The organism is uncultured Turicimonas sp. (assembly GCF_902477955.1).
In the GTDB taxonomy this organism is placed as follows: domain Bacteria; phylum Pseudomonadota; class Gammaproteobacteria; order Burkholderiales; family Burkholderiaceae_F; genus Turicimonas.
Genome location: NZ_CABSJB010000021.1, coordinates 33,567 through 49,922, shown reverse-complemented (window position 1 = coordinate 49,922; position 16,356 = coordinate 33,567). Strand labels below are relative to the sequence as shown.

General features: G+C 44.9%; 9 protein-coding genes. 3 read left to right on the top strand and 6 right to left on the bottom strand.

Features of this window, described 5'->3' with window-relative positions; genetic code table 11:
- Positions 1 to 80: 80 nt before the first annotated feature.
- On the bottom strand, positions 81 to 1,007 hold the full coding sequence (locus tag RDK53_RS07525; protein WP_308514009.1) for a histone deacetylase family protein: 927 nt from the start codon (positions 1,005 to 1,007) through the stop codon (positions 81 to 83).
- Between the two features lie 221 nt (positions 1,008 to 1,228).
- Here RDK53_RS07525 and mltB point away from each other — a divergent pair, with 221 nt between their 5' ends.
- Complete coding sequence (mltB, locus tag RDK53_RS07520; protein WP_308514008.1) at positions 1,229 to 2,407, top strand: lytic murein transglycosylase B; 1,179 nt, start codon at positions 1,229 to 1,231, stop codon at positions 2,405 to 2,407.
- Here mltB and RDK53_RS07515 read toward each other — a convergent pair.
- Both RDK53_RS07515 and RDK53_RS07510 read right to left on the bottom strand, forming a co-directional pair.
- Positions 2,404 to 3,120 carry a fumarylacetoacetate hydrolase family protein gene (locus RDK53_RS07515; RefSeq protein WP_308514007.1) on the bottom strand — a complete coding sequence of 239 codons (717 nt, stop codon included), beginning with the start codon at positions 3,118 to 3,120 and terminating at the stop codon, positions 2,404 to 2,406. The two genes, mltB and RDK53_RS07515, sit on opposite strands and share 4 nt — an antisense overlap.
- Positions 3,121 to 3,128: 8 nt before the next feature.
- Positions 3,129 to 3,716 (bottom strand): DUF2939 domain-containing protein, encoded by a 588-nt coding sequence (locus tag RDK53_RS07510; RefSeq protein ID WP_308514006.1) that lies wholly within the window; start codon positions 3,714 to 3,716, stop codon positions 3,129 to 3,131.
- 168 nt (positions 3,717 to 3,884) lie between these two features.
- Here RDK53_RS07510 and RDK53_RS07505 point away from each other — a divergent pair, with 168 nt between their 5' ends.
- Together RDK53_RS07505 and RDK53_RS07500 are read left to right on the top strand one after the other, a co-directional pair.
- Positions 3,885 to 5,687 carry an FAD-binding protein gene (locus tag RDK53_RS07505; RefSeq protein WP_308514005.1) on the top strand — a complete coding sequence of 601 codons (1,803 nt, stop codon included), beginning with the start codon at positions 3,885 to 3,887 and terminating at the stop codon, positions 5,685 to 5,687.
- Between the two features lie 171 nt (positions 5,688 to 5,858).
- On the top strand, positions 5,859 to 9,095 hold the full coding sequence (locus RDK53_RS07500) for a hypothetical protein (protein WP_308514004.1): 3,237 nt from the start codon (positions 5,859 to 5,861) through the stop codon (positions 9,093 to 9,095).
- 433 nt (positions 9,096 to 9,528) lie between these two features.
- On the opposite strand, the gene RDK53_RS07495 is transcribed toward RDK53_RS07500, so the two are convergent.
- The 3 genes from RDK53_RS07495 to RDK53_RS07485 are packed head-to-tail and all read right to left on the bottom strand — an operon-like array spanning position 9,529 to position 15,878.
- Entirely contained in the window at positions 9,529 to 11,046 is a 1,518-nt protein-coding gene (locus tag RDK53_RS07495) for an efflux transporter outer membrane subunit (protein WP_308514003.1), read from the bottom strand.
- Positions 11,043 to 14,525, bottom strand: a complete 3,483-nt coding sequence (locus RDK53_RS07490; RefSeq protein WP_308514002.1) for a multidrug efflux RND transporter permease subunit — start codon at positions 14,523 to 14,525, stop codon at positions 11,043 to 11,045. The genes RDK53_RS07495 and RDK53_RS07490 overlap by 4 nt, the downstream gene beginning before the upstream one ends.
- 15 nt (positions 14,526 to 14,540) lie before the next feature.
- Entirely contained in the window at positions 14,541 to 15,878 is a 1,338-nt protein-coding gene (locus RDK53_RS07485; protein WP_308514001.1) for an efflux RND transporter periplasmic adaptor subunit, read from the bottom strand.
- Positions 15,879 to 16,356 lie beyond the last annotated feature (478 nt).

The following is a 16,356-nucleotide window of genomic DNA, read 5'->3' as shown; positions in this document are numbered from 1 at the left end:
TTCGGAAAGCATAGAAGTAATCTTTCAACCGCTTTTTTTACCTGCCGCGTTAATCCACTTCAATCAAAGATCAAAAAACTCTATGAGGCTAGTTGTCTGACAAAGGAAACACAGCTTCTGGACAGAGAAGACATGGAATATCCGCCTTCGAGACAAGCAACCACTCCTTTGCAGTCAGGCAGCGATTCCATCACGTTCACCAAACGGCGACCTAAAAAAGCATAGTCCTTCTCAATCATGAGTAATTGGGCCTGATCCTCTTCACGATGAGCATCAAATCCGGCCGATACTAAAATCAGCTGCGGCTGATAATCCATTAAAGCCGGAAACCAAACTTCATCCATCGTCTTACGGAGAGCCTCTCCCTCGGTGCCTTCCTCAAACGCTGAATAAATCGCATTAGAGGGACAATGATGCAAGTGAGCATAGGGATATAAAGCGTTTTGGAATCCGTCCAAAATTAAGACATCTTCCCGTCCGCCTAGGATGTCGGAAGTCCCGTCCCCATGATGAACATCAAAGTCAACGACAGCAACACGTTTCAAGTGATAGACACCCAGTGCATGCAAAGCGGCTATAGCAATATTGTTAAGGAAACAGAAACCTCCGGAATGATCCCGATGTGCATGATGTCCGGGTGGACGGACTGCACAAAAAGCTCGTTGAAACCTTCCCTCCATAACACCGTCGACGGCGGCACATGCAGCCCCTGCTGCAAATTGAGCCGCCTCCCATGTATATGGATTCATTGCCGTATCCTCATTAATGACCGTTACTCCCTCTTGCGGAGACATGCGGGATAAATACTGGATGTAGTCAGGATCATGCGCAGATAACATATCAGAGAGGGAAACTCTGACGGCTGTATGCTTTTCAATGTAATCATCGGCACCTGAAGCAAACATAAGCTCGTTGATTTTCTCCAACCGAGCCGGAGATTCCGGATTCATATCTCCCATTTTGTGCTTAAGAAAAGCCTCATGAGTAAAGAATGCTGTTTTAGCCATAAATGTTAATCTTCTTCGCTTTTTAGGAATTCTAGCAAGCTCACGGCTTCCTCCCATAGAGAAGTTTCCGCAACATTAAGGAACACTATGTTATGGTTTATACCATGTATTTAGTCTCCTAACGACTATAATCCATTCAGTGTAACTGTCTCATCGTCTATTTGATTTATTGTCTGCTGTACAAGAATGATTTAGGCTAGAGTAATCGGAGGTAATGTTATATGTTTAGACGCCCATTACTATTAGCTGGAGTTGTCTCTTTATCTGTCTTTTCCGGGCTGGCGCTTGCTCAGTCTATGTCTTCTACTTCAGCGGAAAAGGCCATGCGCTACAGCGAACGTCCGGACGTGAAGAAATTCATTGCCGATGTAAGCCGCAGAAGAGGCCTGGACAGTCAATGGATGGCAGAAGTTCTTGACGAGGCAACATATCAGCCGAAAATCGAACGGCTCATGACTCCGAAGAAGTTTAAACCCGGCACAAGAGACTCTCGGCGTGACTGGGAAAAATACAGAGCCATTTTCCTCGGACGCGACAGATTAAATCTTGGTGCCCGTTTCTGGGAAGAAAACCGAGCAACTCTAGAGAGAGCAAAAAAAGAATTTGGCGTGGATCCGGCGGTTATCGTCGGAATTATCGGAGTTGAAACTCGCTACGGAGAAAACACGGGATCCTGGAAAGTATTGGACTCTCTTGTTACCCTAAGCTTTGATTACAAGCGCAGAGCAGACTTCTTCAAAAAAGAATTGGAAGAGTATCTGGTCTTTATTAATAACAATCAATTTAAACCTCGGGAGATTTTAGGATCTTATGCAGGTGCCGTAGGCCTGCCTCAGTTCATGCCCTCCTCTATTAAAAGGTTTGGAGTGGATTTCGACGGCGACGGTAAAATTGATATCAACAATTCTGCGGCTGATACCATTGGTTCCATTGCCAACTATTTGTCTAAACATGGTTGGATTGAAGGTGCGCCAATGGTAATGCAGGCTGATATTTCGGAAGAAAATGCCAAACGTTTCGGCGGCGGTACAAGTGCGAAATACCGTTGGCAGACACTCCAGAACAATGGTGTAAAACCTGCGGCAGGAGTAAAAGCTGAACCATCCGATCTTCCGGTCTTTATTGTCGATTTTCCTTTCTATCCCGCCGGTTCAAACGACTCAAAGAAACTTTATCGAGTTGGAACGAAGAATTTCACTTCTGTATTGAGATACAACAGCAGCTATTTCTATGCAGGTGCGGTTGCGGAATTAGGAACCGCTATTGCGGCACTGGTTGGCGAGACGGGGCTCATTGACGGAACCCCTATCCTTCCAAGCAAATACGATATGGAACTTGATCCAACCGGAAAAGGATTAAAACCGGATCAAATTCAGGTAAAAGTCACTCCGGTAAGTTAAGGTCTTGGTGTAATCAAGCCTCGGAATGTCCCGACACCGTTTACTCCTCCTTCAAAGGACTGTCCGGCCTCAATAGGGCCGCTTCCTTTTGGAGAACCTGTATAAATTAGGTCTCCGGCCATCAAGCGGAAATTCTTAGAAAGCTCGTTAATAATTTCAGGAATCTTCCAGATCATCTCTTTGGTATTGCCTCTTTGGCGTTCTTGATTATTAACATAGAGCCAAAGAACGGCTTCGTCCATATCCGGCATTCTATGTTTGTCTCGGATTTCAGAAATAACTGCGGAAGCATCAAATCCTTTTGCTAGTTCCCAGGGCTGACGATGCTCTCTAAGAATATTTTGCCAATCCCTCTTGGTAAAATCGATCCCCGCTCCGTAGCCATAAATATAATTATCCGCTTCCGCGACGGGAATCTCTCCGGCTTCCGGGGCATTCCTGCCGATAGCAATTACCAGTTCAACTTCCAAGCAAAGGTTTTCCGTATTTCTGGCATAAGGAATATCAATTGACTTTCCCTCTCTGCAAACTTGAACGGCATCGGCCGGTTTAGCAAAAAAGAAAGGTCTTTCTCTTCCTTCAGCGCCAACTTCTTTGACATGATCCCAGTAATTAGCTCCGATGCAATAAACACGGTTAATTGGAAAATAAATATCCTTTTCTCCCCAAACAGGAACGGCAGGAACGACGTTTTGAGCAAACAAAAATGGCATAGCTTCAATTAATTAAATTTGAACGGCAGAAGAATGTTATTAACCTTCCAATCAAAAAAGCCTTCTCTTACAAGAGAAACTTCAATTTTATCGTTCTCCTTTTGATTGGGTCTAATGATTGCCAAAAATTGGTTGGTATTGTCTCCGTAATTCAAAGACCAAGTAACGTTAGAAGGAGATTTTTTCTGAGTGTTGGTTTGCTTGGCGCTCGTGGATTCTTCTTTCGGTTCGAATTCTTTCTTTATCGTTTGCAGCTTGTTCGTACCGGAAAACAAATCTTCAATGCCTTCAGGCGTCACATACTGATCGACAAGGTTATCGATTGCTTCATAAGAAAATGCTTGAATGACCTGATTAATTGGTTTTTGTTGTTTTTCCGCAAACTGCATCTCCACTTGATTCGTTAATTGATTTTTTAGATTTGTCCTTAAACTATCAAAATCAATATAAGAGTCAATGACTTCTTGATTTCTATCTGCAAGAGCTTGTTTGATTGAATAAACCGCCCAGTACGGAGAGCCCAAATAGCAAAACACGAACGTACCCACCGCCAGCAGAAGGAACATCCACCCCCATGTCTTTTTAATGAAATTCATATCTCACCCCGTTTTTTTTCAATCATATTCGGAAAGATTTGAGGTCGAATTCCACCAAGCGAAAATTGAGAATAGAACTGAAATTTGACTTTGTAAGGGTTTGCATCAATAGTAACAACCTCAGGGTTGTTTACAATCAGAAACGTTTTATACCCATCAGGAGAAAACATGAGACCCACAAAGTTATTGATCGCTACAGCCGTCTCTTTCGCTTTAGCAGCAACTGTACAAGCTGCAGCAAAAGACGGCACATATGAAGGAACTGCAAACGGCAAAAACGGCCCCTTGACAGTTCAAGTTGTGATCAAGGACAGCAAAATCGCTTCAGTCAAAGTATTGAAGAGCGGTGAAACTGCCATGGTATCGGATGCTGCCATGGAAAGAGTTCCTGCAGAAATCGTCAAGACTCAATCTCTCAGAGTTGACAATGTCGCAGGTGCTACATTGACCAGCATGGCTATTCAGGCTGCTGCTACAAACGCAGTTAAGGCCGCAGGCGGACAACCTTCCGAATATTATAAGAAGCCCGTTAAGAAACAGCCGAGCGGCATGGAAGTTACCTACAAGACTGACGTTGTCGTCGTCGGCTCCGGTGCTTCAGGTATGGCTGCTGCCGTACGTGCACAGCTCAACGGCCTCCCGACAATTCTTATCGAAAAAATGCCGACTCTCGGCGGCGATACCATTTTGAATGCCGGTACTCTGATCGCTACAGGTTCCCGCTATCAAAAAGAAGTCATGAAGGAAACGAAAGACTCTCCTGAATTGGCCTTCAAAGACATCATGAAAGTCGGTAAGAACAAGAACGATCCGGTTCTCGTCAATATGGTTACCCATAAAGTCGGCGGCGTTGTCGATTGGCTTATCGATGATTTGAAGATTCCTTATGGCCCTGCAGCAACGCAGTATCCTGACCACTCTGCCGAAAGACAGTTGGGCGTAACTGGCCGCTCTCCGAACTTCATTAAGACGATGGCTGCCATCTTGACTGACCATGGCGGCAAGATCTTAATGGAAACTAAAGCCACTAAACTTATCTACAAAGATCACCGCGTACGCGGCGTTGAAGCCGTTAACGCAGCCGGTGACGAAATCAAGATTTACGCTAAAGACACAATTCTTGCATCCGGCGGTTTCGGCGCCAACACCAAGATGCTTCCTCCGACTCTCAAAGGATTCCTCTTCTATGGTTTGGATAGCGATGCCGGTCAAGGTTACGAAATGGCCCGCAAGATTGGTGCTAAGGACATCAACATGGACTTAGTCAAGGTCTATCCTCAAGGCGTTGAAACAACACCTAACCACGGTTTAGCCGCTACAGCAAGCTCCACAGCCACTATTAATGACACAGGCGCTATTTATGTCAACAGCGACGGCAAGCGCATCATTAATGAAAGAGCCTCTTTGGGTGAATTGACTGATATCACAGTCGCTCAGAAAGACAAGATCATGTACTTAGTTATGGACGCCGCCGGTTACAAGCGTTATCTTGCTAAGAGCTTGGAAGACAAGTTGGTTCCGGATGAAGCCGAACTTCGCAAATGGCTGAAGATCGTCAACAACGGCAAACCGGTGATGGTTGAATCCGACTCTTTGGCAAAAGCTGCCGAAGTTATGGGCATCAATGCTAAGAACTTGGAAGCCACAGTTGCCGAATGGAACAAGATGGCTGAAGCAGGCAAAGATACTCAGTTCGGCCGCAAAGATCCGAAAGAATTAATCAAGGCCCCATACTACATCGTTGAACAAAAACCGCGTTTTGCTACTACATTAGGCGGCTTAAAAGCCAATGCTAATATGCAGATTATCGGCAAGAACGGCAAACCAATTCCTGGCCTTTACGGCGCAGGCTGTGTTGTCGGCGGCGCTAACGGTGCAGACTCCATGACAGCTATGATGAACTCCTGGGCTATTATTTCCGGTGTTGAAGCCGCTGACGCTATCACAGCATCTTTGAAAAAAAACAAATAATCAGCAAGTAAACTCCTAAGAAAAAAAGGGTTAAGGATCGGGTCCGTCCCGGTCCTTTTTTTCATTTGAAAATCAGGCTTAACTTTTTGTTTTCATCCGTGAAATCCCTTTCAGGAAATTGGCTCCCAACGTGCTCTAGTACAATAAAAGCATTAATAGAAAGAGAAAAAAATGCACGCCTCTATCCAATTTGATAAAAAAGACAGAGAACTATTAAAAATGATTAATGACGTGTTGGACAACGGTCTTTCCACGTCAGCAGAAAAAGAAGTCTTGTCTACTTCTCTCCATCCTCACGGCATCCAAAACATGGTGGACACGCACGAGGTCAGAATGGCTCTGGCCGTAATTAATCTTTTGGAGAGATTGGGAAACAACGATGGTTCAAGAGAACGTTTAGCAGCCTTACAAACTTTGCACAACGAAGTTGTCTATAGTGCTCAGACTTCGTTTAAGTTCAATACCTCCCGCGTCCTCATTCAAATCATGAAAGATCTTGTGAGAGCTCGCGGAAATGATGAAGAACAGTTAAAACTAATCCATGACTTCCAAAAGGCAGCCGCTGGCAATCCAAGAATTGTCCGCCATTATCTGACCAAGTATTTCTTGTTGGAAATGCCGGAAGAATGGAACCAAAAGACGTTGGATGATCACGTCCATGATTCCTCAACCCGCGGCAGAAAAAATCCTACCTATCTCGTTATGGATGCCAGAGTTAAAGGCATCAGAAGATTGTCCGTTGTCTATTACAACTTTATTGATCCGAATGTCGCCTTTGAATTGATGGAAGCAGCTTCCATCATGGGAATTACCGTACGCATCGGCATCAAGCTCAAAGCCGTACATAACGGGAAATATGTTGAATTTATTTGGACGCCGAGAGGATTTACCGGGCCTCACAGCGTTATGGAGTTTTTGCAGGATCCTAAAACCAGAGTATTTCTTGAAAAAGGAAGAAAAGCGGAAGAATGGGCCTCCAAACAGGTTATCAAAACACTGCATCACTTCAATCAGGTCCATGTTCCTTCAATTTGCTCTGAATACAAACTACCTGAATTTGAGTTAGATGAACAGAAGTTCATGAACTTCATTGCAAGTTCCCAAATATCCTTGGTGCACTTAGCAGAGTTTGCCCATATCTCTCTTCTTCCTTTGCTTACGGCAAAGGCAGATGCGATCAAGGAAGAAATGGAAACAGTTGACCAAGATAAAAAGGAACTGCTCCGGGAAGAATTAGATAAACTTGATGCCCTTTCTCCGCAGACAATTTATCTGCGTTGGATACATCCTAAACAGAATCCCGATATTCCTAACTTGATTGTTCCTCAGGACGACGACAGGCCCGATTTTCTCAAATATACGATTGAGGAGTTCTTGTGCGCTCTCAAGAAGCTTAGGCCCAATTCACGAGTCACTCTCCTCACCAGCTTCTTAGAGGCTAAGGACGTACTTGAACTTTTATGGGATAACAAAGGATTAATTACACACTTAGAAGTCTTCAACCTTAAAGATTGGCTGAACGGCAGACTCACCCATCTAGAAGAGATCAATGACCTTCAAGCTGCCATCAATCAAAAAAATGTTTTAAAAATCAAGCATATTATTCTCAAACTTCTACAGAGAGAAGATATCAAGCATGATGCTCAGTTGTTTGCAAAGCTCAACGAAATCCTTCAAAACATTCCCAAACTGATTAACTTCTACAGCAAAGAAGCTCTCGGAAGCCGTTTCGGAACCGACTCCACAAACTCACTCGGGACCAGATTCGGCATGGGCTTGGCAGTGCCGGAGACTCTTCCCAGAAGTGCTCAAAAACTCATTGGAAAGAAAGGCAAACTCAACCCGATAAAACTTCCGTTGAGCGTCCCCCTCTCCTTCTCCGATATTTATGAGGAACCTCTTCATCAGTCCAAACTGCAAAAATGGATCAGACATTCTATGGGCTGGCTTTGTTTCGGGCTAAAAAGAAAAAGAGATTGGAAGGCCAGTTACGCAAATACTTATATTTCTGATGAGGGCAACATCATCACTTTGGGAGGAAGAACTGACCCCTTAAAAAATGGTTTTGTACCTAATGAATCAAAAGAAGCAAAAAAAGAGACTCGCGCAGCTCCATTCGCGTATATGAATACAACTGTACTCAATGTAATTAAAGTTACTTTGGGGTTCCTACCGGCGTTTCTTACCTTTATGCTTACGCAGAACTGGTGGGTCTTGGCTTGGTTCGGGGCATTAATTTGGTTCAGCATCACAGGTATTCGGAATATTATCCAAGCAATTATTTCCGGAGGTGGATTCCAAAAAGGCGCTCGGATTGATTGGAGACAACTGATTAATTGGTCACGCATTAGTGATTCCCTAATGTATACCGGCCTGTCAGTCGTGCTGCTAGAAGGATTTACAAGAAATGTTCTGTTAGGCCACATTCTCGGCATTACGGTAGATAAAGCGCCGTTACTTGTTTTCTCAATCATTGCGCTTGCTAACGGACTTTATATTTCTTCGCACAATATATTCCGAGGTTTTCCTAAAACGGCTGTCGTCGGAAACCTTTTCCGCAGCATTTTGGCAATTCCGGTAGCCATGGTCTATAACGTGATCCTGGCCATGATTCTTCCTGTGATTACAGGTATGTCAGCTGCCGCTATCTTGGTTCCGGCTGCTGCCATCGTTTCCAAGTTCGCTTCAGATACCGTGGCAGGCGTCATCGAAAGCTTTGCCGACAGAAGAAATAACTACAGACTAAGAACAAGCGACTTTTCAATGGCCGTTAGTTCCTTATTCTCATGTTTCACTCATCTGGAGCTGTCTTTTCCGGAGAAAGACATTCTTCAGCTCATGAAGAAACCGTCAGAATTCGTCCGAATGCTGTCAGCTAAAGCTCCTTCGCTGGAAATAGAGTGCTTCATCATCTCTCTGGACTTGATGTACATGTGGTACTACCAGCCATGTGCAAGACAGGCTTTCTTAACCCAGTTGAAAAGAATGACACCGGAAGAAAGATTGATTTACGTCCGATTCCAGCGGCTCTTGTCCGAGTATAAAGAAGTCTCTCGTCTCTTCCTCTCAGGAATGTTAGGCAACAATTTTTCTCATGCTCTAGCTTTCTATCTGGATAATTACAAAGATTACCTCCGCTCGATCGATGAAATCCGCTTAACTCTAGATAGCAAAGAAATATCCACCTCAGAAAGTTCAACTCAACAATTACTTTCTGAGAAGTCAAAAGCATTGTTAGCAGAAGTCAAAGCGACTTTTAACAGAGCCCTCTTCTTCATTAAAGATTGCCGTATTAAAGCAAACTATTTAATTCAGAAAGTCTCCAATAAGGAACCGTACAGAACAAGCCTGGAGACCGATAATGGTGAGATAGCTGAAATCAAAGATAAAGATTCGGCTTCAAGATAACCATACTTTTTACATTGCGCCTCTTTTGCAAGTCCGAAGAGGCTTTTTTGTTGTCGAAAATTTCTCTTACACCCAACTATGAATGATAAATATTTAATTTATTTTCAAATAGTTATCAAAGAAATCCAAGTTAACAATTTTTGCAAATTTAGTTTGAATTACTTTCTCAAAAGGAATACTCTACCAAGGTCGTAGAAGCAGTTACTTATCGTCGTTTCAGAGAAGAGAAGCGGCGTTTTGGCAAATCAAACGGTAGTGAGTCAAGAATTTTTTCCTCCTATGTCTATTTTGGCTCCTGGTCAACCGCATCTTGCCTCTCCGGATCTTTGACGGATCCGGAGAATTTTTTTATTCCACCTTCCTATTCCCAGTTGAGCTAAACAAAACAAAAAGGCCACGCCGCCAGCATGACCTCTTTTACTCTCGCTGAGTTTTACATCATTGAGTTTTCTTCTCTTTCTTCAGGAGATGCTTCTTGAATTTCTTTCTTCAGTTGCTCTTCTCTTTCCAAATCTGCAATTGCTTGTCTTTCCTCTTGAAGAGCTAAATCAATCCATCCGCCGCCTAAAGATTGATAAATCGATGCAATAGAGCTTAATGTATTGGCTCTAACTTGCGCGAGCTGAAGCTGCTGAGGAAGCAGAGATTGCTCAGCCTGCAATACAGTAAAGTAGCCGGTGTAGCCTTCTTGGTACTGAGCAGTTGCTAATCTCTTGTACTCCTTCAAACTAGCCACCAAGCCAGTTCTGTCTTTAAGCTCCTGCAGAGCCTTCTGGCGTTTACTCAGGGCATTATCAACATCGGCAAAGGCCTGAGACACTGCTAAACGATATGCAGCCACTAACCCTTTTTGCTGAGCTTCTGCCTGTTTTACACCTGCTTCCACAGCGCCCCAATGGAAAATAGGACCGGTTATGTTGCCGCCGACAGACCAAACCCTTGAAGGAGATTTAATCAAATCATGAAGTTCTTCACTAGAGAATCCCAAACCGCCGGAGAGAGATATTGACGGAAAATACATCGCCCTCGCGGCTCCGATATCAGCATTTGCCGCTTTCAGATTTTCTTCTGCCTCAACAATATCCGGCCGCTCAGTCAGCAGTTTGCTCGGAATTCCTTTCCCTATTGCCGGAACCTTCAAGGCTCTTAACCTTTTGAACTTAGGCATATCACCTACGTCTACTCCAGTCAGAATAGAAAGAGAGTTCATGAGCTCAACTCTGGACTGCTGCAAAACCGGAATCTCAACTTTAGCGCTCTGCCATTGACTCTTTGCTTGAGCAACTTCCATATCAGATACATTGCCGTGAGTAGCACGAACTTTGAACAAGCTATAGGTCTGATAATAACTGTTGGCTGTCTCTTTTGCGACTTCCAGCTGTTCGTCTACTGTCAAAATGCTGAGATAAGTGGTGACGACAGACGTAATGACCGAGGACAACGCAGCCTTATGTGCGGCTTCCATAGACCTTAAAGTTGCCGTAGCACTTTCAGTTTTTCTGCGGATTTTACCCCACAGGTCGATTTCCCATGATGCACTGGCCAAGACTTCTTTCGTGCTGAAAGGTTTCCCTTGGAGAGCTTCACCCATAGCAGTGTTGATACTCTGGCGCTGACGCATCGCATCGCCCTGATAATTCAACTGCGGGAACAAATCTGCTCTAGCAACGGTGACTGCCGCAGCCGCTTTCTCTACGTTCGACATAGTCTGCTGCAGCGTCCTGTTGTTTTTAATAGCGCTTGAAACGAGAGCATCAATCGCAGGATCCTGATACTGAGTCCACCAGCGTGCGGTGAGCCACTGAGCATTATCTTCAACTTCTTTACTGATCTGCCGATACTCAAGAGGAACATCCAACGTCGGTCTCTTGTAGTCCGGTCCAACCGTGCAACCGCTCAGCGCAATCACACCGGCCAATGACATCAATGCGATTAATCTAATTTTCATCATTTATCCTTGTTTTCCTGAACGGTTGATGAAGTTTTGCCCGCAGACTCTGGGTCTTTGAAAGAAGGTTCTTTTTTCTCAGAGTCTTCCGGCTTTTTCTCATCCTTAGCGGAAGTCTTTTCCGGAGTGGCAGGAACTGTGTCAACGTCTCCTCCCGGCACACCGTAATCCGCATCTCGAATAGTTGCTGGATTAAAGCCCGGAGAATTAGTAATCGTTACCTGTCCTTCCGGAGAAACAGCGACGGTAGCCCTCGGATCGTACAAGCTTCCGTCTCTTCTTAAGATGGCACGGCGTAGTTTTTCAGTCATAGAAATGCCGCGCTTAGACAGCTTAGCGGCCGTCTTAACAGCAGACTTTCCTCCTCTCTTTTCAGCCCACCCTTCAAACCAAATATAGAAAATTGGGACGAAGAGTAACGCCAAAGAGGAAACGCCAATCATGCCGCCGACAATACCCGTACCGATAGAGTGTCTTGAGGCAGCCCCTGCACCTGTAGCCAAAGCCAGAGGAAGCGTACCGCCGATAAAAGCTAGAGAGGTCATGATAATCGGGCGGAAACGAATCTCACCGGCGTCAATAGCTGCGGTCAGAAGATCCAACCCTTTGTTTCTCAGTTCAACAGCGAATTCAACAATCAAAATAGCGTTCTTCGCCGCCAAGCCAATCATGACCAGCATACCGATTTGGAAGTAAACGTCGTTGTCTAATCCTCGCATCCAAGTTGCAAGCAGAGCACCGATAACGCCGAATGGAACTGCCAAAATAACTGAGCCCGGAAGTGCCCAGCTTTCATACTGAGCTGCCAGCACTAAGAATACAAGAAGCAAACCGAATCCGAACACAATCGCAGACGATGAACCTGCAGATTGCTGTTCATAGCTGATGCCGGTCCACCCGTATTTGTACCCCATTGGAAGAACCTGATCGGCAACCTCTTCCATAGCAGCCATACCTTGTCCGGAAGAATACCCAGGGGCTGTATTGCCGATAATCTGAGCTGCCGGGAAACCGTTGTAGTGAGGAAGCAGCGTCGGACCGTTAGTGTATTCAGTCGTTATGACGGAGGACAGCGGAATCATATCTCCGCTGGCATTTCTAACATAGAGTTTGCCAACGTCATCCGGTTTTACTCGAAATTCGGGAGCAGACTGGACTATAACGAACCATACTCGAGAATACTGACTGAACTGGCTGACAATCGCACTGCCGAACTGAGCCTGTAATGTATCGAACACATCAGCAGATGTAAGCCCAAGCAGCTGAGCTTTGTCTCGATCGTAGTTAATCTTAAGCTGCTGGTTAGATGCAGAATAAGTAGAGGTCAAACCTGTCAGTTCGGGACGCTTCTTAGCTTCTTGCAGGTACTTATCCAATACTTCCTGAAGCTGTTTAGCCGATCCACCCGCGGTATCGGAGATCCAGAATTCAAAACCGCCGGTATTGCCTAAGCCTGGAATAGCCGGAGGATTCAATGGAACTACCAAACCGTCAAGCTGTGAGGTCATACCGATTCTGGCAAGTTCCGCGACAATAGCTTCCGAACTCTCTTTACGCGCTGTCTCAGAATTCTTATAACGGTCTGAGAACGGCTTCAAAGTCATGAAAAATGTACCGGCACTGGTTTTGAAACCGCCGTCAATCAAGGAAAATCCGGAAATGGCGTTTGATGTTTGTACGCCCGGCACATCCTTAATATTGTTTTCTATCTTTTCCAGAACAGATGTAGTTCTTTCCAAGCTTGACGAATTCGGCATGATAATGGCAGCCATCACATAGCCCTGGTCTTCAGCCGGAACGAAACTTGTCGGCACCACACGGAACATCTGGAAAATAGCCAAAAAGATGATGGCCATACATGCCAAAACAATCATAGTGTGACGGAACAAGGCTTTTGTCCACCTTCCATATGCTTTGGTAATTCTGATGAAGAAATTATTGAACCAATGGAAGAAACCCTTTGTAGGAGCCTGTCTGTGAGTAAGCAAAGCAGCACAAAGTGCAGGAGTCAGGGTCAAAGCCACAAAACCGGAAATCGTCACGGAGATGGCGATGGTAATAGCGAACTGCTTGTACAGCATTCCGGTCGTCCCTCCCATGAAAGCGGCAGGTACGAAAACGCTGGCCAGCACTAACACGGTTGCTATGATAGGTCCGGAAACTTCGGCCATAGCGGTTTCGGTTGCGTCGATCGGGTTCATGGCGAAGTCGCTCATGTTGCGTTCGACGTTTTCCACCACCACAATGGCATCATCAACCACCAATCCAATCGCCAGCACCAACCCGAATAACGTCAGAATGTTGATGGAAAAATCCAGAAGCAGCATACCGATAAATGTTCCGGTCAAAGCAACTACGATAGCGGAACACGCAATAGCAGTAGATTTGAAGCTCTGAAGGAACAAATAAATAACGGCGACAACGAGCAAAACCGCTTCGAACAAGGTCTTAATAACTTCGTCGATAGAAATTCTGACGAAATCGGTGGTATCTACAGCGATCTTATAGTCGATACCGTCGGGGAACTGACTCTTCAGATTTTCGAGTGCTTTGTACACACCATCAGCCACATCCAAAGCATTAGCGCCAGGCTGTGAGTAAATAGCAATAAAGGTAGTCGGCAAGCCATTCATGTTAGTGTTGACTTGATAACTCTTCATGCCTAAAGAGACATCCGCTACGTCTTTAACTCTAACAATTGCGCTTCCTTCGCTTTCGCTTCTGACAACGATGTTTTCATAGCCGGAAACATCGGTTGAAGGAGAAGGCGCAATAATAGGGAAAGTTTGAACTGTTCCCGGTTCTGATGGAGATGCACCAACGTTGCCGGCTGCAAATCTTTGGTTTTCCGTTCTGACTGCATTCGCAACATCCGTAGTTGTAATGCCTAAAGAAGCCATTCTGTCCGGATTCAGCCAAATTCTCATGGCCTGATCAGCAGTACCCATCACCTGGGACTGACCCGCACCCGGCACTCTCTTCAGAGCATCGAGAACATAGACATTGGCATAGTTGTTAATGTAGTCACGGGTATAACGGCCGTCGGTGCCGTAAATACCGACCAACATCAAAATAGAATCAGAACGCTTTTCAACCGTCAAACCGTTGGTGATAACGCTTTCCGGCAAATTCGGCTGTGCGATATTGACACGGTTCTGAACTTGAACCTGTGCCATGTCCGGATCGGTTCCGATAGCAAAATAAACGGTAATAGCACATGCACCTGAGGACGAGCTTGAACTCGTCATATAAATCATGTTGTCCACACCGTTAATCTGCGTCTCGATTGGGGCAGCAACCGTCTGTGCAACAGTTTCCGCATCGGCTCCCGGATAAACACCGGTGACCATAATTTGAACCGGACTCATATTCGGGTATTGTTCAACCGGCAGCTCTTTCATCGAAAGCAAACCGGCCAGCACAATCACGATCGAAACGACGATCGCAAATATCGGCCGTTTAATAAAGAAATTAGAAAACATACTCTCCTCCTAGGTTTACTTCTTGGTTGGAGAAGGAGCTGCTTTTTCCTCGATTTCTTTTTCAGGAGCAGCTTTCACAGGATTCTTAGATGCCGTACTGGATGAAGATGTCAAATTACCGGTTAAAGGATCCGTTTGAATCAACTGGTCTGGATCCTGAACGAATTCAGGCATATTCTTTGCAACCTGATCCTGTACAGGGCGACTGATTTTTTCTTGCTTCGTGCTTTGGACGATAGTGACTGGAGCATCCGGACCAAGAGTCAAGACGCCCTCGGTAACCACCTTGTCTCCGGCTTCAAGACCGTTTGTAATTAACCAGTTACTGCCGATCCAAGAACCGACGGTAACAGGACGGTATTGTGCTCTGCCTTCTGAATTAATGACCCAAACAAAATGTCCTTTACCGCCTTGCTGGACCGCAATTTGAGGAACAATGATAGAGTTTGGATATGTGGCGCCTTTTACGATCAACCGAACATACTGTTGAGGTTTCAAGATATTATCCGGATTTGGAAAAGATGCTCTAATTTCAAAAGTCCCGGTATTTGGGTTGTAGTCAGGGCTCGCAAATGTTAAACGGCCCGGATATTTGTAAATCTGACCTCCTGCCAATTCAACTTCTGCAATGAACCTGTCATTTGCAGGAACCTTCATGATCCCATCGGCAACTTCCTTACTAAGTTTTGCCTCTTGGTTTTCCGACATTGAAAAAGTCACCCACATCGGCGACATAGCATACACAGTGGTCAAATGTGAATTGCCCGTGTTGATATACGTTCCGTCGGTCTGCAGAGCGGAGCCCGCATAACCGCTTACCGGTGAAGTAATGGTACAGTAGGAAAGATTGAGCTTCGCAGACTCAACTTGTGCCTGAGCATTTGAAATCTGAGCAAGTGTCGTTTGGAACTGGCCCTCAGCGCTGTCTAAGTCGGACTGGCTCAGAGCTTTTAACTTAGCCAAAGGGCGAATACGGTCTAAGTTCTGCTTTGCCACTAAATGGGCAGCTTTGCTGGAATCCAAGGCTGCTTCAGCTTCTTTCAGCTGTACTTCAAACGGCTGTTTATCCAGAACAAAAAGAACCTGACCTTTCTGAACCATTCCGCCTTCACGATAAAGTCTCTTATCTAAAAAACCGGAAACACGGCTGTAAATCTCTACGGCACGAGAGCTTTCCGTCTTCGCAACGAAGGTTAGATCCGCGGGTACATCCTGCCGGATTACTTCTACAACTTGCACCGGGGATGCTCTATGAGTTTCTGTTTGAGCTTTTTTGTCATCGCATCCCACCAGGCTGGCTGCAACGATTACCGTCATTCCAAAAAGAGCGAGTTGTCTTCTATATTCTTTCACAATAACACCGCCTTTAAACGTAGGGCCCTTCTGCCCCGTTTGTAACAATTATGTTAATTATTTCTCATAATGTCCTTCCTTCCATTGGAGGTACACCATAATGGTCAACACAGAATTCCATTCAGTCATTAATTATTTGAAAAATAACGCTTTATTCACAGCGCAAGTACGCGCCTAAAAAAGAGTTTCTGAACTTTAAAAAGTGTAGAACGCGAACTTTTTTCCCCATCAAAAACACTAAAAGGTTTTGCTGCTTTATAAAGAAATAAAAATCAAGATATTCAGATCTAAGTGTTTTTTTTTAACAAAAGAACTGACCTCAGAACTCGTGAGAACTTTGACGGACTCTTCTGCAAAATAGATGTCCAGCACCTCTGGCTAGGAGAACGGACTTTGTCTCCATGCTTAACCAGAGCTTTCCGTGAAAAGAAAAGGCGTCGGATTTTCTCCAAACGCCTTTATTAAATATTTTATGGAA

Bases quoted from the DNA above. Each gene is read 5' to 3' on its own strand.
- RDK53_RS07515 (WP_308514007.1), bottom strand. From the start codon at position 3,120: ATGCCATTTTTGTTTGCTCAAAACGTCGTTCCTGCCGTTCCTGTTTGG.
- RDK53_RS07510 (WP_308514006.1), bottom strand. From the start codon at position 3,716: ATGAATTTCATTAAAAAGACATGGGGGTGGATGTTCCTTCTGCTGGCG.
- RDK53_RS07490 (WP_308514002.1), bottom strand. From the start codon at position 14,525: ATGTTTTCTAATTTCTTTATTAAACGGCCGATATTTGCGATCGTCGTT.
- RDK53_RS07500 (WP_308514004.1), top strand. From the start codon at position 5,859: ATGCACGCCTCTATCCAATTTGATAAAAAAGACAGAGAACTATTAAAA.
- RDK53_RS07495 (WP_308514003.1), bottom strand. From the start codon at position 11,046: ATGATGAAAATTAGATTAATCGCATTGATGTCATTGGCCGGTGTGATT.
- mltB (WP_308514008.1), top strand. From the start codon at position 1,229: ATGTTTAGACGCCCATTACTATTAGCTGGAGTTGTCTCTTTATCTGTC.
- RDK53_RS07505 (WP_308514005.1), top strand. From the start codon at position 3,885: ATGAGACCCACAAAGTTATTGATCGCTACAGCCGTCTCTTTCGCTTTA.
- RDK53_RS07525 (WP_308514009.1), bottom strand. From the start codon at position 1,007: ATGGCTAAAACAGCATTCTTTACTCATGAGGCTTTTCTTAAGCACAAA.